Source organism: Streptomyces sp. 3214.6 (assembly GCF_900129855.1).
In the GTDB taxonomy this organism is placed as follows: Bacteria; Actinomycetota; Actinomycetes; order Streptomycetales; family Streptomycetaceae; genus Streptomyces; species Streptomyces soliscabiei.
Genome location: NZ_LT670819.1, coordinates 5,406,433 through 5,427,156 on the forward strand (window position 1 = coordinate 5,406,433; position 20,724 = coordinate 5,427,156).

The following is a 20,724-nucleotide window of genomic DNA, read 5'->3' on the forward strand; positions in this document are numbered from 1 at the left end:
TTGCGGTACTTCGATACTGGGTGTGCCGGGCCCGGGCTGCTGCCTCGACCGTACGTCACGGAAGGGTCCGGTCAAGGCGTCGCGCCCGGCACTTCCCAGGCCATACCCACGCCAGGCCAGCACACAAACCTGACAGGAACCGATGTCTGACGATTCGCGTCCCTCCCCCGCGCCCGCCCGCACGGCCGCGGTGATTCCGGCCGCCGGCCGTGGCGTGCGCCTCGGTCCGGGCGCCCCAAAAGCGCTCCGCACGCTGAGCGGCACGCCCATGCTGATCCACGCGGTACGCGCCCTGGCCGCCTCCCGCGCCGTCTCCCTGGTCGTCGTCGTGGCCCCGCCCGACGGCACCGCCGAGGTCAAGTCCCTCCTCGACGCGCACGCGCTGCCCGACCGCACCGACTTCCTGGTCGTCCCCGGCGGCGAGTCCCGCCAGGAGTCCGTGAAGCTGGGCCTGGACGCGCTGCCGCCCGGCCATGACATCGTCCTCGTGCACGACGCCGCCCGGCCCCTCGTCCCCGTCGACACCGTGGACGCCGTGATCGAGGCCGTCCGCGAGGGCGCCCCCGCCGTCGTACCGGCGCTGCCGCTCGCGGACACCGTCAAGGAGGTCGAACCGGCCGCCGCCCCCGGCGACCCCGAGCCGGTCGTCGCCACCCCCGACCGCGCCCGCCTGCGCGCCGTCCAGACCCCGCAGGGCTTCGACCGCGCCACCCTGATCCGCGCCCACGAGACGGTCACGGACAACGTCACCGACGACGCGAGCATGGTCGAGCAACTCGGTCTGACCGTCGTGGTCGTGCCCGGCCACGAGGAGGCCTTCAAGGTCACCCGCCCGCTGGACCTGGTCCTCGCGGAGGCGGTCCTGGCCCGCAGGAGGCTCAACGATGGCTTCTGATCCGCCCTTCGCATCCGTGCCGCCCCTCGCGGGGATCCCGCTTCCCCAGGTCGGCATCGGCACCGACATCCACGCCTTCGAGGAGGGCCGGGAGCTGTGGTGCGCGGGCCTGAAGTGGGAGGGCGAGGGACCCGGCCTCGCCGGGCACTCCGACGCGGACGTCGTCGCGCACGCCGCCTGCAACGCGCTGTTCTCCGCCGCCGGACTCGGCGACCTGGGACAGCACTTCGGCACCGGGCGCCCCGAATGGTCCGGCGCGTCGGGCGTCACCCTGCTCACCGAGGCCGCCCGCATCGTCCGCGCGGCAGGCTTTGCCGTCGGCAACATCGCCGTACAGGTCGTCGGCCCCCGCCCCAAGATCGGCAAGCGGCGCGACGAGGCGCAGAAGATCCTCTCGGAGGCGGCGGGAGCCCCCGTGTCGGTGTCGGGCGCGACGACCGACGGCCTCGGCTTCCCGGGACGCGACGAAGGCCTGATGGCGGTCGCCACGGCCCTGGTGGTCCGCACCGCCTGACCTCCGCCGCCGTGACATATGCCGTCCCATGTCACGAATACGTGGCCTTGGGGGGAACGGGCTCGGGGCACTGCCCCGCGCCCACTACCCTGGAGTGGTGACCATTCGCCTGTACGACACCAGCGCCCGGCAGATCCGTGACTTCGCCCCGCTCCTGCCGGGTTGTGTCTCGATCTACCTCTGTGGCGCCACCGTGCAGGCCGCCCCGCACATCGGGCACGTCCGCTCCTACCTGAACTTCGACATCATGCGCCGCTGGCTCACCCACCGCGGCCTCGACGTCACGTTCATCCGCAACGTCACCGACATCGACGACAAGATCATCGCCAAGTCGCACGACCAGGGCCGCCCCTGGTGGGCGATCGGCTACGAGAACGAGCGGGCCTTCAACGACGGCTACCAGGCACTCGGCTGCCTGCCGCCCACGTACGAGCCGCGTGCCACCGGGCACGTCCCCGAGATGATCGAGATGATGCGCGGCCTCATCGAGCGCGGCCACGCCTACGAGGCCGACGGCAGCGTTTACTTCGACGTGCGCTCCTTCCCCGGCTACCTGGCGCTGTCCAACCAGGACATCGACGACCTGCGCCAGCCCGCCGAGGAAGGCATCACCGGCAAGCGCGACCCGCGCGACTTCGCGATGTGGAAGGCGAGCAAGCCGGGCGAGCCCGACTGGGAGACCCCCTGGGGCCGCGGCCGTCCCGGCTGGCACCTGGAGTGCTCGGCGATGGCCCACAAGTACCTGGGCTCCGCCTTCGACATCCATGGCGGCGGCCTCGACCTGATCTTCCCGCACCACGAGAACGAGATCGCCCAGGCCAAGGCCTACGGCGACGAGTTCGCCCGGTACTGGGTGCACAACGCCTGGGTCACCATGAGCGGCGAGAAGATGTCGAAGTCCCTCGGGAACTCCGTCCTCGTCTCCGAGATGGTCAAGCAGTGGCGCCCGATCGTCCTGCGCTACTACCTCGGCACCCCCCACTACCGCTCGATGATCGAGTACAGCGAGGAGTCGCTGCGCGAGGCCGAGTCGGCGTTCGCACGGATCGAGGGGTTCGTGCAGCGCGTCGTCGAGAAGGCCGGGGGAGCCGTCGAACCGGCGGCCGAGGTGCCGCCCGCGTTCGCCGAGGCGATGGACGACGACCTGGGCGTCCCCCAGGCCCTGGCCATCGTCCACACGACGGTACGACAGGGGAACTCGGCCCTCGCCGCCGACGACAAGGAAGCCGCGGTGGCCCGCCTCGCCGAGGTCCGCGCCATGCTCGGTGTCCTCGGCCTGGACCCGCTCGACGCACACTGGGCCGGCGAGGAGAGCCGGGGCGAGGACCTGCACGGCGTGGTCGACAGCCTCGTACGACTCGTCCTCGACCAGCGGGAGTCGGCCCGCGCGCGCAAGGACTGGGCGACCGCGGACGCCATCCGCGACCAGCTCACCCAGTCCGGCCTGGCCATCGAGGACGGCCCGCAGGGCCCGCGCTGGAGTCTCGGCCCGCGCTGACCCCGCAGTAAGACGTACATACGAAGCTCACGGAGACGAGTAACTCATGGCAGCCAACAACCGCCGCATGTCCGGCAAGAAGGGCGCGCAGGTCGGCAGTGGCGGCCAGCGGCGCCGAGGCCTGGAGGGCAAGGGCCCGACCCCGCCCGCCGAGATGCGCAAGGGACACAAGAAGAACCGCATCGCCGGTGCCAAGGCCAAGCAGGCCGTGCGCCGGCCAGTGCAGCGCGGCCGGGGCGGCAAGGGCACGTCCGAGATGGTCGTCGGCCGCAACCCGGTAGTCGAGGCGCTGCGCGGCGGCGTGCCCGCGAGCACGCTCTACGTCCAGCAGTTCATCGACAACGACGAGCGGGTGCGCGAGGCGCTCCAGCTCGCGGCCGAGCGCGGCGGCATCAACCTCATGGAGGCGCCGCGCCCCGAGCTGGACCGCATGACCAACGGCCTCAACCATCAGGGCCTGGTCCTCCAGGTCCCGCCGTACGAGTACGCGCACCCCGAGGACCTGGCCGCGGCCGCCTACGACGACGGCGAGGACCCGCTGATCGTCGCCCTCGACGGCGTGACCGACCCGCGCAATCTGGGCGCAGTCGTCCGCTCCGTCTCCGCCTTCGGCGGCCACGGCGTCGTCGTCCCCGAGCGCCGTGCGGCCGGTATGACCGCCGGTGCCTGGAAGACGTCCGCCGGCACGGCCGCCCGCACCCCGGTGGCCCGCGCCACCAACCTCACCCGCGCCCTGGAGGCCTACAAGAAGGCCGGCATCGTCGTGGTCGGCCTGGCGGCCGACGGCGAGCACGAGGTCGGCGAACTGGCCGCCCTGGACGGCCCCCTGGTCATCGTCGTCGGCAGCGAGGGCAAGGGCCTGTCCAGGCTGGTCGGCGAAACCTGCGACTACCGGGTACGCATCCCGATGCCGGGCGGCGCGGAGTCGCTGAACGCCGGTGTGGCGGCGGGCATCGTGCTGTACGAGGCGGCCCGCCGCCGGGCCTGACGGCGGTTCGGCGCCGGGCCTGACGGTGGCTCGGCGCCGGGGCGCGGCGTCGCTGAACGCCGGTGTGGGCTTGATGGCGGGGCTGTCGATTGGGATACCCGTCCGGGAGTTCACTCGAACGGGTTAATCCTGGCGAGTAGTGCAACCTTGACGGAGTCCGGACAGATCCGGCGGGTCAAAGCAGTGTCCTAAACACACGTCACTCGGTTAGATGAGTGTGGACACCAGAACACCCCGCACTCCCACGGGGGACCGCTCGTCGGGATTCGACGACGCTCCCGCGCTGAGCATGGTGAAGGTGCCGAGCGATCCGGCGCAGATCATCGTCAGCCACGCGAGCTTCCGCGTGCAGCTGGGCGCGTCGGCGCGGCGTAACCAATCCCCGCGGATCGCCCGGCATGTGAGCGCCATCGATGACACCGCGCGCATCCCCGTCGTCGGGGCGGCCGGCAGAGCGGGCGCCGCTTCCGGTGGCCGTCGGCGGGCCGTCGTCTGGAGCGGCCAGACCACCCCCGACGACACCGGCGCCCACCGACTGCTGCAGGCCGTGCGGGCAGGCAGCGTCGGCCACGGCGAACCGCCCACGGCAGACGCCGGAGCCACCCAGGTCATCCCCCGCGTCGACATGGGCGGCAGAGGCTACGACGGCGACCTCGCCGCACAGACCCTCGAAACCCCCATCGTCGGCGCCCAGCGTCCCCCCGCCGCCGGCGAGCACCGCCTCCTGCCGAACATGCGCACCGTCGGCAGCGCCTACGACGAACCCGCCTACGACGACGCCCGGTTCGACGACCTCGGCGACCGCGACGCCGGCGCCGGCCCGGACCAGGACCTCGACCAGGGCCCGCACCAGGCCCGGGGCCCGCGCAGCCGACGGCAGGACGACCCCGCCCGGCACGCCTACTACCCCGGCCGCCGCATGAACCTGGGAGTGGTGCTCCTCCCGCTTCGCATCTTCCTCGGCTTCATCTCCATCTACGGCGGCATGGGCAAACTATGCGACCCCGTCTACTTCGACGGCGGCAAGCGCGGCTCCATGGTCAAGTGGCTGAACACCCTGCACCCCTGGGAAGTCGCCGAGCCCCTGCGCCAGTTCGCGCTGCACCACCCCATCGGCTCCGGCCTCGTCATCGCCTTCCTCCAGGTCGTCGTGGGCGTCCTCACCATCCTGGGCTGCTGGCAGCGGGTCGCCGCGGTCGTCGGCGCGGGACTCTCCGCCGCGCTCATCGTCACCGTCAGCTGGAAGACCGTCCCGGTCTACGACACCCCCGACATCATCTACCTCGCCGCCTGGTCGCCGCTGATCATCGCCGGCGCCCCCGTCTACTCCGTCGACGGCCGCCTCGCCGCCGGCGCCTGGCGCCGCCTCGGCCCCCGCTCCGACCTGTGGGAACTGCGCCGCTACGTGCTGCGCCGCGGCGCTCTGGTCACCGCGATCGCCGTCGGACTGACCCTGCTGGTCGGCTCGCTCCTCGGCGGCGCCGTCCGCGACGCCGACCGGGTGATCGTCCCCGGCCCCGGCGAGCCCCCGCGCAACGAACTGCCCGGCTCGCCGCTCCCGGAGAAGTCCGGCACGCACAAGGCCTCCCGGCAGCCCTCCGCGACGATCTCGCCCACCCAGGGCGCCACCTCGGCGGCCCCCACGGCCGGTGCCGAGAGCGAGCCCTCCGCGGGCCAGGACTCCGGCACGGCCGGCGTCGGCGTCCCCAGTCAGACCCAGGGCACCGCGGGCCAGGCCCCGCCCGAGCGGTCCACCCCGGTGGAACAGGCCCCCTCCACCAGCTCCGGCCCCTCATCGGGCGGCTCGTCCAGCAGCTCCGGCGGCTCGGACGGCGGCTCCGACGGCAACGGCGGCGGCTCGTCCTCCTCGGGCCAACCGGGTCTGGTGGGCGGGTTGCTGGGCTGACGGCAACGCCATAGGCCGTAAACGACAAAGGTGTCCCGTTCGCTTCGAAGCGAACGGGACACCAGCGTTTTCAGGGGCGCCCTCAGCGACGAGCCGCCGCGAGTTCCTTCGCCGCCTCCGTCAGATCCTTCGCCGTGTCGATGGCCCGCCAGTACGCGCCCTGCGGGATCGGAAACCCGGCCAGCCTCCGCTCGCGGGCGAGATGCGGGAACGTCGTCCGCTCATGATCCCCGCGCGCAGGCAGCAGCCCCGCGAACTCCGGCGAGAAGACGTACACGCCCGCGTTGATCTCGTACGTCGTGGGCGGCGCCTCGATGAAGTCGGTGATGTGACCGAACCCGTCCGTCTGCACCGCTCCCCACGGAATGCGCGGACGCGCGAGCGCGAGCGTCGCCACGGCGTCGCGCTCGGTGTGGAAGTCGGCCATCTCGCGTAGCGAGAAACGGGTCCAGATGTCGCCGTTGGTGGCGTACCAGGGCCGGTCGGGGTGGGGGAGATGGGCGGCCGCGTACTTCAGTCCGCCGCCGCGGCCCAGGGGCTCGGTCTCCACGACGGTGGTGACCTTGACGGGCAGCTCGGCCGACTTCAGCCAGTCCTGAAGGACCTCGGCGAGATGGCCGCAGGAGACGACGACGTCCGTCACGCCCTCCTCGGCCAGCCAGCCGAGCTGATGGCCGATGATCGGCGTCCCCGTGCCGGGGATCTCGACCATCGGCTTGGGACGGTCGTCGGTGTAAGGACGCAGCCGGGACCCCTGGCCACCGGCCAGGATGACGGCTTGCGTGGGGCGGGACACGGCGTGCGGATCGGTCATGCCCGCACTGTACGTGCCGCTCGTGACCGGACGTGCGGCTCCCCCGCTGGGAGGGAGCCGCACGCCCGGCGGGGGCCTCGGGACCCCGGAGCCTCAGCTGTGCGCCGCCAGGACGCCCGACGCGAAGGCCGTGTCGCACACCGGGCGGGCGTACGACTGGGCGCGCGAGGGCCCGTACACACGGACCGCGGCACGCCCCAGGGCGCGGGCGATGGAGGCGCAGTGGCTCGCCAGCGACGGCTTGCCGTTCACGGCCGCCTGGAGGTGGGTCAGGGCGACGCCCGGGTCCTTCTCCTGGAGCTCGGTCAGCAACTGGTCGCGCAGGATGTCCTGCGGGGCCTTGGCGGTGCGCTGCGAGGCCTGCGAGGACTGGTGCGCGGCGGAGACGTCGGAGGCGGTCAGCACCGAATCCGAGGGGTCCCCCGACCAGTTGACCCGGGTGACCGCGAGGGTGCCGGAGAGCACCATGACGACGGGCAGGACGAGGGCGAGCGAGCGGCCGATCCGGCGGGCTGGGCCGCCCCGGCCGCCGCGCGTGCGCTGGGTGGTGGAGTGGTTCGCGGAGTGCTTCACGCGTGAGAGGGTAGCGTGCAGTAATGACCCAGCGACATTGCGTCACCCGTACGGGGGATGAAGCCGTGCTCCTTTTTGGGTAAGGGGTTGACGGACGCCAGGCGAAATGTCCGCTGTGCCAGGGATTTCACGGACACGGAAAAGGGCCCCGCAGCAGGCCGCGGAGCCCTTTTCGTCAACCTGGGTGAATCACCCGGGTTTAATCCTCACCCGTCAGTCTTCGTGAGTCGGTGTGGTCGGTCAGTCGGAGAGGCGCTCGCCCGTCGACGTCGAGAACACGTGGGTCTCGCCCGCGCGCGGGACGACGTGCAGCGTGCTGCCCTTCTCCGGGACGTCACGGCCGCCGACACGGACCACGAGGTCCTTGGTCTCACTGCCGACCTGGGCGGTGCCGTAGACGAAGGCGTCGGAGCCGAGCTCCTCGACCACGTTCACGGTGACCGCGAGACCCTTGTCGGCGTCGGCTCCGGCCACGTCGAAGTGCTCGGGGCGGACGCCCACGGTGACCGTCTTGTCGGTCGCGGCGGAGAGCGCGTCACGCTGCACCGGCACCACGGACTGGCCGAACTTCACACCGCCGTCCGCGATCGGCACCTCGACGAGGTTCATCGCCGGGGAGCCGATGAAGCCGGCCACGAACAGGTTCGCGGGCTTGTCGTACATGTTGCGCGGGGTGTCGACCTGCTGGAGCAGACCGTCCTTGAGGACCGCCACACGGTCGCCCATCGTCAGGGCCTCGACCTGGTCGTGCGTGACGTACACGGTGGTGATGCCGAGGCGGCGCTGCAGCGACGCGATCTGCGTACGCGTCGACACACGGAGCTTGGCGTCCAGGTTGGACAGCGGCTCGTCCATGAGGAAGACCTGCGGCTCACGCACGATGGCACGGCCCATCGCGACACGCTGGCGCTGACCACCGGACAGGGCCTTCGGCTTGCGGTCCAGGTACTCGGTGAGGTCGAGGATCTTCGCGGCCTCCTCGACCTTCTGCCGGATCTCCGCCTTGTTGACGCCGGCGATCTTGAGCGCGAAGCCCATGTTGTCGGCGACCGTCATGTGCGGGTAGAGCGCGTAGTTCTGGAACACCATGGCGATGTCCCGGTCCTTCGGCGGCAGGTGCGTGACGTCGCGGTCACCGATGCGGATCGCTCCGCCGTTGACGTCCTCGAGCCCGGCGAGCATCCGGAGCGAGGTGGACTTGCCGCAGCCGGACGGACCGACCAGGACGAGGAACTCGCCGTCCGCGATCTCGATGTCGAGTCCGTCGACGGCGGGCTTGGTGGAGCCCGGGTACACCCGGGTCGCCTTGTCGAAAGTGACAGTGGCCATGGCTCGAAGGCCCCCTTCTACCGGCAGGAACGTGCCGGACGATCCGTTGTAGGAAGGTGGTGGTGTAGTCCACACGAGTGAACTGGCTCAGGACGCTACCTCGCGTTCGCCGGATCTGTCAGCACCTGGAGGCATGTGAACTTCGCGGAAATTTTCGGCAGGGGGCCCCTGCGGCCTGGGTACACTGCACGGGCACACGCGTGAGTCATGCGCGCGTACGCCTCCTTAGCTCAGATGGCCAGAGCAACGCACTTGTAATGCGTAGGTCGTCGGTTCGAATCCGACAGGGGGCTCTGGGAAGCGTCAGATCAGGGGTCCTCCCGCTCAAGGAGCGAGGGGGCCCCTGTGCTTTCGGCGCTCACGCGACGCTCGTCGTCGGCAAGAAGCAAGAAGCAAGAAGCAAGAAGCAAGAAGTGAGGCAGCGAGTCAGGGAGTCAGCGAGTCAGGGAGTCAGGGAGAGTCAGCTCATTCGCAGGAGGCGGGCGATCTCCAGTCACTCCGGCTCCGGCGGCCGTCCGTCCTCGATCTCCCACAGGCAGTCCTGGAGGACGCGCCCGAGGGTCCAGGCCCGTGCCCGCTCCCGGTCGAGTCCGAGGACGTCGGTCATCGCGTCGAAGCGCCATCGCACGTCGGCCGGGTCGTAGCGGTCGCCGAGGGCGGGCAGCAGTTCGAAGCCGGGGTCGCCGGCCAGTGGCTTGGGGTCGATGGCGAGCCAGGTGGCGCGGTCGGCGGCGGCGGTGCGGGCCGGGGCGCTGGGCTCGGCGGCGAGGACGTTCTCGTAGTGCAGGTCCCAGTGCAGGAGCCGGTCGCCGGGCTCGGCGACGACCTCGCGTACGGCGGCCGCGCAGTCGGCGATCAGACGGGCGCCGTCCGGGTCGGGGATCCGCTCGAGGGCCCAGGGGGTCTGTTCCAGCATGGCCCCGGCTATGTCGCCCAGCCCGCGCAGGCCGGCCGGCGCCGGGAAGGCCGTCAGATGGGCCAGCAGATCGGCTATGACGAGCACCGCCTCGTGGACGTCGTCGACGTGGGACAGCATGCGGGCCGGGTCGAGGCGTTCGAGGAGCATCGTGCCCGTCGGCTCGTCGTGCCGGAGCAGCCGGACGGCACGGTCGCCGTTCCAGATGCGCAGGGCGACCGGTTCGCCGGCGCTTTCCTCGTCGAGGATCTGGAGTTTGAGTGCGGCCCGCGTGCCGTCGGCGGCGGAGAGGACCGGCAGGACGAGCGCGCTCACCCCGTGCATGGACGGACCGTCGACGCGCAGTTCCCAGCGGTCGAGGAACTCGCGCGCCAGGTCCGGCAGAACGGCGATGAACTCCCGCCCCACCACGCCGTTGATCTTTACCTGTTCTGTCGCCAGTGCGTCCGGAATGTCGATCACCTCCCGGACGATACTGGGCTGCGTGAAACGGCTCAGCGGAGTTTCCGGCGTCCGTCGGGCGGTGTGGGCGTATGTCCGCAGCGCGCCCGGCACGTACGTTTGGCTGACGATCCTGTTCTTCACCACGGTCGCCCTGCACCACATGTCACCGGAGTTCGAACAGGACTTCCTGCGGCAGCGGTCCACGAACATCCATGAGCTGTCCCGGCATCCGGTGCGGGTGCTGGTCGCCAGCGCGATGTGGATCGACGGCGGCCACTGGCTGCCGTACGTGGTGCTGTACTCCGTCTTCCACGCCCAGGTGGAGCGGTGGCTGGGGACCGCGCGCTGGCTGGCGGTGTGCGCGGCCGCGCATGTGCTGGCGACGCTGATCAGCGAGGGCGCGCTGGCCAGGGCGATCCGCGAAGGGCTCGCCCCGCAGTCCTCGGTCAACACCCTGGACGTCGGCGTGAGTTACGCGCTGGCGGGGGCGGTGGCGGTGCTCTTCTACCGGCTCCCCGCGCCGTGGCGGTACGGGTATCTCGCGGTCGTCCTGTTCGTCTACACCGTCCCGATGACCGCCGGGCCGACCTTCACCGACTTCGGGCACTTCGTCTCCGTACTCATCGGACTCGCGTGTTATCCGCTGGTCAGAGGGCGCGGAAAGCTACGGAATCCGAAGGAGACAGCGGCCGTGCCGCCGGGTTAGCGTCCGGCCATGAGCAGCGGTGCGGTGCGTGGCGTGGTCAATGGCGGCATCTCCTTCTGGTTCGCGGACGACGGCCTTCCGGCGGTGCGGGAGCCGCTCGCCGGTGACAGGTCCGCCGACGTCGTGATCGTCGGCGGCGGGTACACCGGGCTGTGGACGGCGTACTACCTGAAGAAGGCGGCGCCGCTCCTCGACGTCACCGTCCTGGAGCAGCGGTTCTGCGGCTACGGCGCCTCGGGGCGCAACGGCGGCTGGCTGTACAACGGCATCGCGGGCCGCGACCGGTACGCCGCCCTGCACGGGCACGAGGCGGCCGTACGGCTGCAGCGGGCGATGAACGAGACGGTGGACGACGTCGTCCGGGCGGTGGCGGAGGAGGGCATCGACGCCGACGTCCACCAGGGTGGGGTGCTGGAGGTGGCCCGGACGCCCGCGCAGCTGGCCCGCCTGAAGGACTTCCACGCGCACGAGCTGTCGTACGGGGAGCGGGACCGCGAGCTCTACGGCGCCCGGGAGACTGCCGAGCGGGTGCGGGTGGCGGGGGCCGTGGGGTCGAGCTGGACCCCGCACGGCGCGCGCGTGCACCCGGTGAAACTGGTGAAGGGGCTGGCGGCGGCCGTCGAGGCACTCGGGGTGACGATCCACGAGTCGACGCCGGTGACGGAGATCGCCGCCGGGCGGGCCGTGACGCCGTACGGCACCGTGCGTGCGCGGTACGTGCTGCGCTGCACGGAGGGGTTCACGGCCGCGTTGAAGGGCGAGAAGCGGACCTGGCTGCCCATGAACTCCTCGATGATCGCCACCGAGCCGCTCACGCCGGAGCAGTGGGCGACCATCGGCTGGCAGGGGCGCGAGGCGCTGGGCGACATGGCGCACGCCTACCTGTACGCCCAGCGCACGGCCGACGGCCGGATCGCGCTCGGCGGGCGCGGTGTGCCGTACCGCTTCGGTTCGCGCACCGACAACGACGGGCGGACCCAGCCCGAGACGGTCCGGGCGCTGCGCGAGATCCTCGTCGCCTGCTTCCCGGCGCTGGCCGGGGTGCGCGTCGACCATGCCTGGTCGGGGGTGCTGGGTGTGCCGCGCGACTGGTGCGCGACGGTGACCTTGGACCGGGCGTCCGGCCTCGGCTGGGCGGGCGGTTACGTCGGCTCGGGCGTGGCCACCGCGAACCTGGCGGCCCGCACCCTGCGCGATCTGGTCCGGCTCGACTCGGGAGACGCGGGCGGCACCGAGCTGACCGCGCTCCCCTGGGTCGGTCACCAGGTCCGCAGATGGGAGCCGGAGCCGCTGCGCTGGCTGGGCGTGCAGGGCATGTACGCCACGTACCGGGCGGCGGACCGCCGGGAGACGGAGCGCCACGCGACCAACTCGTCACGACTGGCACGGATCGCGGACCGGGTGGCGGGGCGCCACTGACGTGTCGGCGGAGCCCGCCCGTTTTTCGTCTCCCAGCCCCCTGGAAACCCGCGAGAGCTGTGTCGTACCTGTGTGCGACCATCGCCTCAACGACCAATGATCCAGGGGGGATTCAGATGACCGACGCCGATTCCTGTCCGCCTGCGAGACGGCGGCGGGCGGCCGCGCTGTCAGCCGCCGTCCCGCTGCTCGCCTCGCTGCTCGGCCTCACCGCGGCGGGCCCCGCCCAGGCCGACGATCCCGTCGACCCGGCGTGCACGCCGCTCGCCGCCGCGCCGTTCGGCGATCCGGGGGACGCCGGTCGCCGGGTGACCTGTCGCCGGTGATCTGCTGTCACGAGTGAGGGAGAGGGGGCGGCCGTCGTGCCGCCTCTCCCTGCTCCCCTTCCGCTTCCACGTGTTCAGTTCACCGACTCCGGTACGGCCTCGCGGGCCGGGACGTCGTGTTTCGGGGGCTTGGCCGTCACCATCAGGCCCGCGACCAGGCCGGCCAGGAGCATGATGCCGGCGGCCCACCAGATGGCGACCGTGTAGCCGTGCACGGTGCCCACCGCCGCGACCTGCGCCCTGCGGGCGGGGCCCGTCAGATGGGCGGCGATGTAGGCGGTGCTGCTCGTGGTGGCGATCGTGTTGAGCAGGGCCGTGCCGATGGAGCCGCCGACCTGCTGGGCGGTGTTGACGGTGGCGGAGGTGACGCCGGCGTCGTGCGGGGCGACCCCGGCGGTGGCCGTGGAGAAGACCGGCATGAACGTCAGGCCCATGCCGAGGCCCATCAGGATCAGCGCGGGCAGGATCTCGGTGGCGTAGGACGAGTCCACCGTCATCCGGGTGAGGATCACCATGCCGCCGGAGGCGAGGAGCATGCCGGGGACCATCAGCATGCGCGGCGGCACGCGGTTCATCAGCCGGGCGGAGATCTGGGTGGAGCCGATGATGATCGCGAGGGTGAGGGGGAGGAAGGCGAGGCCGGTCCTCACGGGGGAGTAACTGAGGATGACCTGTAGGTAGTAGGTCATGAACAGGAACAGGCCGAACATGCCGATGACGGCCAGCCCCATGGTCAGGAAGCAGCCCGCGCGGTTGCGGTCCTTGACGATGTGGAGGGGGAGAAGGGGGCTCGGAGCCCTGGTCTGCCACCACACGAAGGCCGTGAGCAGGACCACTCCGACCGCGAACAGGGACAGCACGAACGGGTCGCTCCAGCCGCGCGGCTCGGCCTCGCTGAAGCCGTAGACGATCGCGACGAGGCCGCCGCAGCCCAGCAGCACACCGGGCACGTCGAGGCGGGCGCCCGGGTGGCCGGGACGGCTGTGCAGCAGGGCGGAGGCGCCGAACACGGCGACGATCGCGATGGGCACGTTGACGTACAGGCACCAGCGCCAGTTCAGGTACTCGGTGAGCAGCCCGCCGACGATGAACCCGATCGCCGAGCCGCTGCCGGCCAGGGCGCCGTAGATGCCGAACGCCTTGCCGCGTTCCTTGGGGTCGGTGAACGTCGTCGTCAGCAGCGACAGCGCCGAGGGGGCGAGTAGGGCGGCGAAGGCGCCCTGGAGGGCGCGGGCGCCGAACAGCATCCCGGGGCTGACGGCCGCGCCGCCGAGCGCCGAGGCGGCGGCGAAGCCGATCAGCCCGATGACGAAGGTGCGTTTGCGGCCCACGAGGTCGGCGATGCGGCCGCCGAGCAGCAGCAGGCCGCCGAAGGCGAGGGTGTAGGCGGTGATGACCCACTGGCGGGTGCCGTCGGACATGCCCAGGTCGCGCTGGGCGGAAGGGAGCGCGATGTTCACGATCGTCACGTCCAGGACGACCATCAGCTGGGCGAGCGCGATGATCACCAGACCCCACCAGCGGTGGGGGTCCGGCTGCTGCGGCTCCGGCTGCGACTCCGGTTCCGGGTCCGGTTCCGTCGAGGGTTCACCTGTATGGGTGCCACTCATCAGCCCAGAAGACCACGAATCGTGGCGTAATGCATCCCCCGTGGTCACGGCATCAGCACCACCTTCCCGGTGGTTCCGCGGGTTTCCAGGGCGCGGTGTGCGGCGGCCGCCTCGGCGAGCGGGAACGTCTGCACGGCCGGGGTGAGCCTCCCTGCGGCGGCTTCGGCGAGGGCGCGCACTTCGAGGGCGCGGAGACCGCCGGCCTTCTCGATCATCACGGGCCCGAGGACCGACCGGGAGACGCCCTCGACGAAGTGGCCCTTTCCGTCGCGGATGCCCTCCGCCGACCAGCCGAAGACGAGGTGGGCGCCCGGGGGAGCGTCGGGGCCGAGGAGGGCGACGGCCTCGCGGGCGGCCTCCCCGCCCACCCCGTCGAAGACGACCGTGGCGGCCCGGCCGCCCAGGTGGGCTCGGACCCCGGCGGGCCAGGTGGTGTCCGTGTAGTCGACGGCAAGGTCGGCGCCGTTGCCCGCGACCTGGGCTGTCTTGCGGGGTCCCCCGGCCAGTCCGACGACGGTCGCGCCCGCGTTCTTCGCGTACTGCACGAGGAGCGTGCCGATGCCGCCGGCGGCTGCGGGCACCACGGCGACGGAGTCGGGTCCGAGGTCGGCGAACTGCAGGATCCCCAGCGCGGTCCGGCCCGTGCCGATCATCGCGACGGCCTGGGCGGCGTCCAGGTTCGCCGGGATCTCGTGCAGGCGGTCGACGTCGGTGACGGCGAGCTCCGCGTACCCTCCGGGCGCGAAGCCGAGATGGGCGACGACACGCTTGCCGAGCCAGGTGCCGGGCGCTCCCTCACCGAGCGCCTCTACGACGCCGGCGACCTCGCGGCCGGGGATCGTGGGCAGCGTCGTCGGCACGGGGGCGGGGCCGCCCCGCATGCCCTCGCGCAGGGCGGTGTCCAGGAGATGGACGCCTGCGGCCTCGACGGCGACCCGGACCTGGCCGGGTCCGGGCACGGGGTCGTCGACCTCCTCCAGGAGAAGGTTCTCGGCGGGGCCGAAGGCGTGGAGGCGGATGGCGTACATGCGGGTCCCCCCGTGGGTGTCGTGGGAGTCGTGGGCGTGGGCGTGGGCGTGGGCGTGGGTGGTGGGTGGTGGGTGGTGGTCGGAGTGGCTCCAGCCTTCAACCTCAAGGTTGGTTGAGGTCAAGGGGGCAGGGGCAGGGGGCAGTGGGCAGGGGATGAGGGGCTGCGGGGGATTGTCAGTGGTGGGGTGCAGCATGGGGGACATGGCGAGGACAGGGGCCGGCAGGACCGGCGGGACGAGTGGGACGAGCGGGGCCGGGGCGGTGAAGGGTGCGCGGCGTCCCGAGCTGCGGCTGCCGGCGCTGGAGCCGTACGGGGGCGGCGAGCTGGAGCCCGAGGGGGACTACGACGGCGTGGAGTTCGGCGAGCTGGACCTCGCCGGGCAGGACGGCGCGGGCGCCCGCTTCATGGACTGCGCACTGAGAGGCTGCGCGCTGGACGAGACCCGGCTGCGGCACAGCCGGTTCCTCGACTCGGTCCTCACCGGCATAAGGGGTGTCGGCACGGACCTGGCGGAGGCCACCCTGCGCGACGTCGAGCTGGTCGACGCCCGCCTGGGCGGCACCCAGTTGTACGGCGCCGTCCTGGAACGGGTCGTGATCCGCGGCGGCAAGATCGACTATCTGAACCTGCGGCAGGCGCGGTTGCGGGACGTCGTCTTCGAGGGCTGCGTCCTGGTCGAACCGGACTTCGGTGGCGCCCGCCTGGAGCGCGTCGAGTTCGTCGACTGCGCCCTGAAGGCGGCCGACTTCACCGCCGCGACCTTGACGGACGTGGACCTGCGCGGCGCCGCGGAACTGGGCCTCGCGGGCGGCGTGGACCGCCTGCGGGGCGCGGTGATCAGCCCATCCCAACTGCTGGACCTGGCACCGGTGTTGGCGGCGGAGCTGGGGATCAGAGTGGAGGGCTGAGGGGGTCTTGGCGTAAGGCTGAAGGACTGCAGGACTGAAGGACTGAAGGACTGCAGGACTGCAGGACTGCAGGACTGCAGGACTTCGGGGCTGCGGGACAGCGCGACTGGTCGGGTCGGCGGCCGGGGCCTACTTCAGGCGTGGGAAGCGTGCCTGCAGTGTCCAGATCGCCGGGTTCTCGCCCAGGTCCTCGTGCAGGTCGATCAGGTCGGCGAGGAGGTCGTGCAGGAAGTCGCGGGCCTCGCGGCGGAGTTCGGCGTGGGAGAAGGTGAGCGGGGGCTCCTCCGCCGGCATCCAGTCCGCCTCGATGTCCACCCAGCCGAAGCGGCGCTCGAACAGCATGCGGTCGGTGGACTCGGTGAAGTCCAGTTCGGCGTACTGGGGGCGGGAGGCGCGGGAACCGGCAGGGTCCTGGTCGATCCCCTCGACGATGTCGCACAGCGCCCACGCGAAGTCCAGCACCGGCACCCATCCCCAGGCTGTGGACACCTCGCGGTCGGCCTTGGTGTCGGCGAGGTAGACGTCGCCGCAGAACAGGTCGTGGCGCAGGGCGTGGACGTCCGCGCGGCGGTAGTCCGTCTGCGGCGGGTCCGGGAAACGGTTGGAGAGGGCGTAGCCGATGTCGAGCACGTAGGCGATGGTGTCACGGCCCCGCACCCACCCGATGGCTCCGGTGCCCGATGGCTCCGGTGCCCGATGGCTCCGGTGCCCGGCCCGACATTCCCCGCGCCCGACCCGGCCGTCCCCATAAGATCGCTGACATGTCCCGATCCGTACGCCTTGTACCGACCGCTGCGTTACTGGCCGTGGCCCTGACCCTGACCTTCGCCCTGACCGCGTGCGACGACGACGCGGACACGGAGGGCCCGTCCGGCGCCCCGGGCCTGAGCGACCCGTACTTCCCGAAGGCGGGCAACGGCGGCTACGACGTCTCCCACTACGGCCTCACCCTCGCCTACACCCCCGACGGCAACCGCCTCGCCGGCACCGCCGCCATCACGGCCCGCGCGACGCAGGACCTCGCCGCCTTCGACCTGGACCTGGTGGGCATGGAAGTCGAGAAGGTGACCGTCGAGGGCGGCGCGGCCGAGTACGAGCGGGACGGCGAGGAGCTGACCGTCCGCCCGGCCGACGCCCTCGCCGAGGGCGAGACCTTCCAGGTCCAGGTCCGCTACTCCGGCAGCCCGCGCACGATCACCGACCCGGACGGTTCGAAGGAGGGCTGGCTGCGCACCGCGGACGGTGCCCTCGCCCTCGGCGAACCGACGGGCTCCATGGCCTGGTTCCCCGGCAACCACCACCCCGCGGACAAGGCGTCGTACGACGTCACGGTGACCGTTCCGAAGGAGCTGACGGCCGTCTCCAACGGCGAGCTGAGGAGCGAGCGGACGACGGCGGACGGCCGCCGGACCTTCGCCTGGCACACCGCGGAGCCGATGGCGAGCTATGTGGCGACCCTCGCGATCGGCCGCTACACCGTCACCCGCTCCACCGTCCCCGGCTCCTCGCCGGAGGAGGACGAGCTCCCGGTGTACGTCGCGGTCGACCCGACGCAGACGGCCGCGAGCCGTAAGGTGCTCGCCCGGCTCCCCGAGGTCATGAAGTGGGCGCAGGACAGCTTCGGCCCGTACCCCTTCTCCTCCACCGGCGCGATCGTCGACCGCCCCGAGGACGTCGACTACGCCCTGGAGACCCAGAACCGCCCCGTCTTCCCCGGCGCCCCCGCCATCGAGTTGCTCGTCCACGAGACCGCCCACCAGTGGTTCGGCGACTCCGTAACCCCGAAGAGCTGGCAGGACATGTGGCTCAACGAGGGTTTCGCGACCTACGCCGAGTGGCTGTGGACGGAGGAAGACGGCGGCGCCACGGCGGAGGAGACGTTCACGGAGCTGTACGACCACGGCGAGGACGACTACGAGAACCTGTGGGCCGTCCCGCCCGCGAAGCCCACGAGCGCGGCCCACATCTCCGACGAGGACACCGTCTACCAGCGCGGCGCGATGGTGATCCACCGCATCCGCCAGGCCGTCGACGACGACGACGTCTTCTACGACATCGTCCAGGGCTGGGCGGCCGCCCACCGTCACGGCAACGCGGACACGGACGCGTTCACGGCCTACGTCGAAAAGGCGGCGCCGGACACGGACTTCGACGAGATCTGGACGGACTGGCTGTACGGGAAGGGCAAACCGGCCCGCCCGTGAGGGAGGGGCACGACCCGGTTCACGGACGGGGGGCACCCGCCTCCCACGCGTCGAGCAGCCGGGCGAGATCGGGCGGCCATACCGGCTCCGCCCCCACCACGAGTTCCTCGCGCGTCCACCAGCGCCAGCCGAGTATGCCGTCCGTGGCGTGGGCGGTCGCGAGGTCGGAGCCGGTGGGTTCGCGGCGCGGCCCGGCGGTGACGAAGATGTGATCGTGCTGCCGGACGAGGATGCCGACGCGGGTGAACTCGTGCGCCCAGGTGCACAGCAGGGACCCGGGCTCCAGATCCGTCCACCCGGTCTCCTCGCGCAGCTCACGCAGGGCGCCCTCGCGCGGTGACTCCCCTTCCTCCAACCCGCCCCCGGCCGGCGCCCAGTGGAAGCCGTCCTCGACGTTGTAGTACCGGAGGAGCAGAACGGCCCCGCCGGGATCGACGACGGCGACGCGTCCGGCACGACGGTCCTTGCTGAGCGGTTTGCGCAACACGGCGCAGGGCCGCCCGAGTTGGAGATCGGCGCGATGCCCGATGACCTCGTATCCGTGGGCGGTCCAGAAGGCGAGCCCCTTGTCGCCTCATAGCGGACGGCGAGCTTGTCGTACCTCGTCGCCACCGCGAAGAATGGCCGCATCACGGCCTGCCGAAGAAGGGAGCTCAGACCTCGCAGTGCAGCTACCTGGACGTCACGCAGCTGGCTCCGGGCTACTGGTGCCGTGGGAGAGCCTGTGCCTTCTGCGCCGAAAGAGTCTTGTAGACGGTACCGGCGAGGTCGGGCAGCGTGTCCCCTTCGCCAACGGCGCTGTTGACAGCAATTGCGATGATCATGCCAGTCTTCGGGAAGTACATGTGCAGCACCCGGTTTCCAAAAGTGGCCCCCTCATAGGCCCAGACCGTCCCGGCCACAGGATGGACGAACTTCACGACACCGAGCCCGAAACCGATGGGATCGTCGGCCGTGACGCTCTTGATGGGCTTACTCGTCTTCGCCGAGACCAGGGACTCCAGCTCGCGCTGCTGCGCTGAGGGCAGCAGTCGACCGCTGTACAGCGCCCTGTCCCAAGCCGTCATGTCTCTCAGTGAACTCACCAGGCCACCCGCCCCCTGCGCCCAGGACAGGCGGAGCCGAGGAAGTGACTTGTTGAGATGCTTCGGCAGGACGGAATGGGTGGAGTACGGCGTCGGCATGCGCGAGGCCGTGTCCGCAGGGCAGTCCGGGGGGAGGCAGGTGTCGTTCATTCCGAGAGGTTCGATGATGCGCTCGGCGAGCCGCTCATGGTAAGTATCGCGCGACGCTCGTTCGACAATCATCTGCGCGAGGAGGTAGTTCGTATTCGAGTACTCGTACTTCGCGGGACCCAGTGGCAGGCCCTCCACATAGGACATCAGGCGCTCCAGCGTGAAGCGCGTGGAGGGATTGGCGTCGAAATCCTTCAGGAACGGATTCTGCTCGGTGTAGCTGGGGATGCCGCTGGTCATCGACAGCAGTTGCTTGATGGTGACATCGCGCCACGCCGGATACTGGGGAAGCCACTTTCCCAGCTTGTCCCGTATGGACAGCTTTCCTTCGGCCTCCAGTTGAAGCAGCAGCACGGACGTGAACGCCTTGGTGTTGCTGCCTATCTGCCACAGCGCCTTGCTGCTCACCGGTCGACCACCGCCGTAGCGGGACGTCCCCGCATCGACCGAGATATCAGGTCGCTGATCGGCATAGGTCACCCGAAGGGAGACCGCTGAGAAATGATCCTTAGTGCCCTGAGCGTCCAGATATTTCTCGAGGTCACTTCGCAGTGACGCGGTGGCACTGCGAACGGATGGCTCCACCACTGCGTGCGCGACGGCCGGCCCACTTCCCGGCACCATCATCCCCGAAACAATCGCCGCGGTGAGCGTCGCCAGGGCCATGAGGCGTTTCCCTTGCTGGCCACCCCGCCGACGAAGCCTGTGCCTCATTGTCGCTATTCCTCCACCGAATCGAACAGAATTGGGAACGACGATCACGCTACGAAGTGGAGGCACGGCAGGTAATGGGGGTAACCCCCGCTTGGTAGTGGTGCTGACCCCCTGAGTGAGGCCAATTACAGCTTCGAAGGCAGCCATCTGTGTGCGGCTTAGGGCGTTTTCAGAAGTGGATCTTGATGTGTCAAGATCCACTTCATGGGGAGGTGCGATCTGACGAATGCGCAGTGGGCGAAGCTGGAGCCCCTGCTCCCTGCTGGGAAGAAGTCCGGACGACCGCCGGTACACACCAAGCGGCAGCTGATAGACGGCATACGCTGGCGCACCCGCGCCGGTGCTCCGTGGCGGGACGTGCCCGAGCGGTACGGCCCATGGGGGACGGTGTACGGACTGTTCCGCCGTTGGCAGCGGGACGGCACCTGGCACCGCATCTTCGAGCAACTGCAGGCCCGGGCCGATGCCGAGGGACAGATCACCTGGGACGTCTCGGTGGACTCCACCATCGCCCGCGCCCACCAGCATGCGGCCGGTGCCCGCAAAAAAAGGATCTGCAGATCGAGCCGCCCGGTGGTCTGTTCACCGAGCCGGACGACCACGGTCTCGGACGCTCCCGGGGTGGGCTGACCACCGGCCGAACCCGATCCCCGTCGCGAAGATGAAGTCGGCGCCCTACCGACTTCATCCGCGGA

Annotated in this window: 19 protein-coding genes, 1 tRNA gene and 1 pseudogene; 12 read left to right on the top strand and 9 right to left on the bottom strand. The window is 70.8% G+C overall.

The features are described 5' to 3' along the window. Positions 1 to 142: 142 nt before the first annotated feature. From ispD to B5557_RS24475, 5 genes are all read left to right on the top strand, one after another. Positions 143 to 895 carry a 2-C-methyl-D-erythritol 4-phosphate cytidylyltransferase gene (gene ispD, locus B5557_RS24455; protein WP_079661465.1) on the top strand — a complete coding sequence of 251 codons (753 nt, stop codon included), beginning with the start codon at positions 143 to 145 and terminating at the stop codon, positions 893 to 895. Then, the gene (gene ispF / locus B5557_RS24460) at positions 885 to 1,409 is read left to right on the top strand and encodes a 2-C-methyl-D-erythritol 2,4-cyclodiphosphate synthase (RefSeq protein WP_079661466.1); all 525 of its coding nucleotides are present in this window, start codon (positions 885 to 887) and stop codon (positions 1,407 to 1,409) included. Before ispD ends, ispF begins: the two co-directional genes overlap by 11 nt. 97 nt (positions 1,410 to 1,506) lie before the next feature. Then, positions 1,507 to 2,907 (top strand): cysteine--tRNA ligase, encoded by a 1,401-nt coding sequence (gene cysS, locus B5557_RS24465; protein ID WP_079661467.1) that lies wholly within the window; start codon positions 1,507 to 1,509, stop codon positions 2,905 to 2,907. 46 nt (positions 2,908 to 2,953) lie between these two features. Next, on the top strand, positions 2,954 to 3,895 hold the full coding sequence (rlmB, locus tag B5557_RS24470) for a 23S rRNA (guanosine(2251)-2'-O)-methyltransferase RlmB (RefSeq protein WP_079661468.1): 942 nt from the start codon (positions 2,954 to 2,956) through the stop codon (positions 3,893 to 3,895). Between the two features lie 211 nt (positions 3,896 to 4,106). After that, complete coding sequence (locus B5557_RS24475) at positions 4,107 to 5,801, top strand: DoxX family protein (protein WP_079661469.1); 1,695 nt, start codon at positions 4,107 to 4,109, stop codon at positions 5,799 to 5,801. Between the two features lie 82 nt (positions 5,802 to 5,883). Here the strand turns inward: B5557_RS24475 and B5557_RS24480 are convergent, their stop codons facing one another. The 3 genes from B5557_RS24480 to B5557_RS24490 all read right to left on the bottom strand — a co-directional run bounded on the left by B5557_RS24480 (position 5,884) and on the right by B5557_RS24490 (position 8,517). Next, positions 5,884 to 6,615, bottom strand: a complete 732-nt coding sequence (locus tag B5557_RS24480; RefSeq protein WP_079661470.1) for a nucleotidyltransferase family protein — start codon at positions 6,613 to 6,615, stop codon at positions 5,884 to 5,886. Positions 6,616 to 6,708: 93 nt separating this feature from the next. Beyond that, positions 6,709 to 7,188, bottom strand: a complete 480-nt coding sequence (locus tag B5557_RS24485) for a hypothetical protein (protein WP_079661471.1) — start codon at positions 7,186 to 7,188, stop codon at positions 6,709 to 6,711. A 240-nt stretch (positions 7,189 to 7,428) separates the two neighbouring features. Continuing rightward, entirely contained in the window at positions 7,429 to 8,517 is a 1,089-nt protein-coding gene (locus tag B5557_RS24490; protein ID WP_079661472.1) for an ABC transporter ATP-binding protein, read from the bottom strand. 219 nt (positions 8,518 to 8,736) lie between these two features. Here B5557_RS24490 and B5557_RS24495 point away from each other — a divergent pair. After that, a tRNA-Thr gene (locus tag B5557_RS24495) sits at positions 8,737 to 8,810 on the top strand. A 200-nt stretch (positions 8,811 to 9,010) separates the two neighbouring features. On the opposite strand, the gene B5557_RS24500 is transcribed toward B5557_RS24495, so the two are convergent. Then, positions 9,011 to 9,907, bottom strand: a complete 897-nt coding sequence (locus tag B5557_RS24500) for an aminoglycoside phosphotransferase family protein (RefSeq protein WP_443031365.1) — start codon at positions 9,905 to 9,907, stop codon at positions 9,011 to 9,013. Here B5557_RS24500 and B5557_RS24505 point away from each other — a divergent pair. From B5557_RS24505 to B5557_RS24515, 3 genes are all read left to right on the top strand, one after another. After that, entirely contained in the window at positions 9,885 to 10,583 is a 699-nt protein-coding gene (locus B5557_RS24505; protein WP_079661473.1) for a rhomboid-like protein, read from the top strand. The genes B5557_RS24500 and B5557_RS24505 overlap by 23 nt on opposite strands. Positions 10,584 to 10,592: 9 nt before the next feature. Continuing rightward, positions 10,593 to 12,002: an NAD(P)/FAD-dependent oxidoreductase gene (locus tag B5557_RS24510; RefSeq protein ID WP_079661474.1), complete on the top strand. Its 1,410-nt coding sequence runs from the start codon at positions 10,593 to 10,595 to the stop codon at positions 12,000 to 12,002. Positions 12,003 to 12,118: 116 nt separating this feature from the next. Further along, a complete protein-coding gene (locus tag B5557_RS24515; RefSeq protein WP_079661475.1) occupies positions 12,119 to 12,328 on the top strand; it encodes a hypothetical protein in 210 nt (69 codons plus the stop codon). A gap of 74 nt (positions 12,329 to 12,402) precedes the next feature. Here the strand turns inward: B5557_RS24515 and B5557_RS24520 are convergent, their stop codons facing one another. Together B5557_RS24520 and B5557_RS24525 are read right to left on the bottom strand one after the other, a co-directional pair. Next, entirely contained in the window at positions 12,403 to 13,938 is a 1,536-nt protein-coding gene (locus B5557_RS24520; protein ID WP_079661476.1) for an MFS transporter, read from the bottom strand. A gap of 44 nt (positions 13,939 to 13,982) precedes the next feature. Beyond that, entirely contained in the window at positions 13,983 to 14,966 is a 984-nt protein-coding gene (locus B5557_RS24525; protein ID WP_079661477.1) for a zinc-binding dehydrogenase, read from the bottom strand. A 202-nt stretch (positions 14,967 to 15,168) separates the two neighbouring features. Here B5557_RS24525 and B5557_RS24530 point away from each other — a divergent pair, with 202 nt between their 5' ends. Then, on the top strand, positions 15,169 to 15,876 hold the full coding sequence (locus B5557_RS24530; RefSeq protein WP_079664972.1) for a pentapeptide repeat-containing protein: 708 nt from the start codon (positions 15,169 to 15,171) through the stop codon (positions 15,874 to 15,876). A 129-nt stretch (positions 15,877 to 16,005) separates the two neighbouring features. On the opposite strand, the gene B5557_RS24535 is transcribed toward B5557_RS24530, so the two are convergent. Continuing rightward, entirely contained in the window at positions 16,006 to 16,506 is a 501-nt protein-coding gene (locus tag B5557_RS24535) for a hypothetical protein (RefSeq protein ID WP_079664973.1), read from the bottom strand. A 131-nt stretch (positions 16,507 to 16,637) separates the two neighbouring features. On the opposite strand from B5557_RS24535, the gene B5557_RS24540 reads away from it, so the two are divergent. Beyond that, positions 16,638 to 18,080, top strand: a complete 1,443-nt coding sequence (locus B5557_RS24540) for a M1 family metallopeptidase (protein WP_079661478.1) — start codon at positions 16,638 to 16,640, stop codon at positions 18,078 to 18,080. Between the two features lie 19 nt (positions 18,081 to 18,099). Here B5557_RS24540 and B5557_RS24545 read toward each other — a convergent pair. Then, positions 18,100 to 18,645, bottom strand: a pseudogene (locus B5557_RS24545) (NUDIX hydrolase); the annotation flags it as partial. Positions 18,646 to 18,781: 136 nt separating this feature from the next. Further along, the gene (locus tag B5557_RS24550) at positions 18,782 to 19,981 is read right to left on the bottom strand and encodes a serine hydrolase domain-containing protein (RefSeq protein WP_231976018.1); all 1,200 of its coding nucleotides are present in this window, start codon (positions 19,979 to 19,981) and stop codon (positions 18,782 to 18,784) included. 252 nt (positions 19,982 to 20,233) lie between these two features. Between B5557_RS24550 and B5557_RS24555 the strand changes: the two genes are divergently transcribed. Then, positions 20,234 to 20,659 (top strand): IS5 family transposase, encoded by a 426-nt coding sequence (locus tag B5557_RS24555; protein ID WP_231976019.1) that lies wholly within the window; start codon positions 20,234 to 20,236, stop codon positions 20,657 to 20,659. Positions 20,660 to 20,724: the final 65 nt, after the last annotated feature.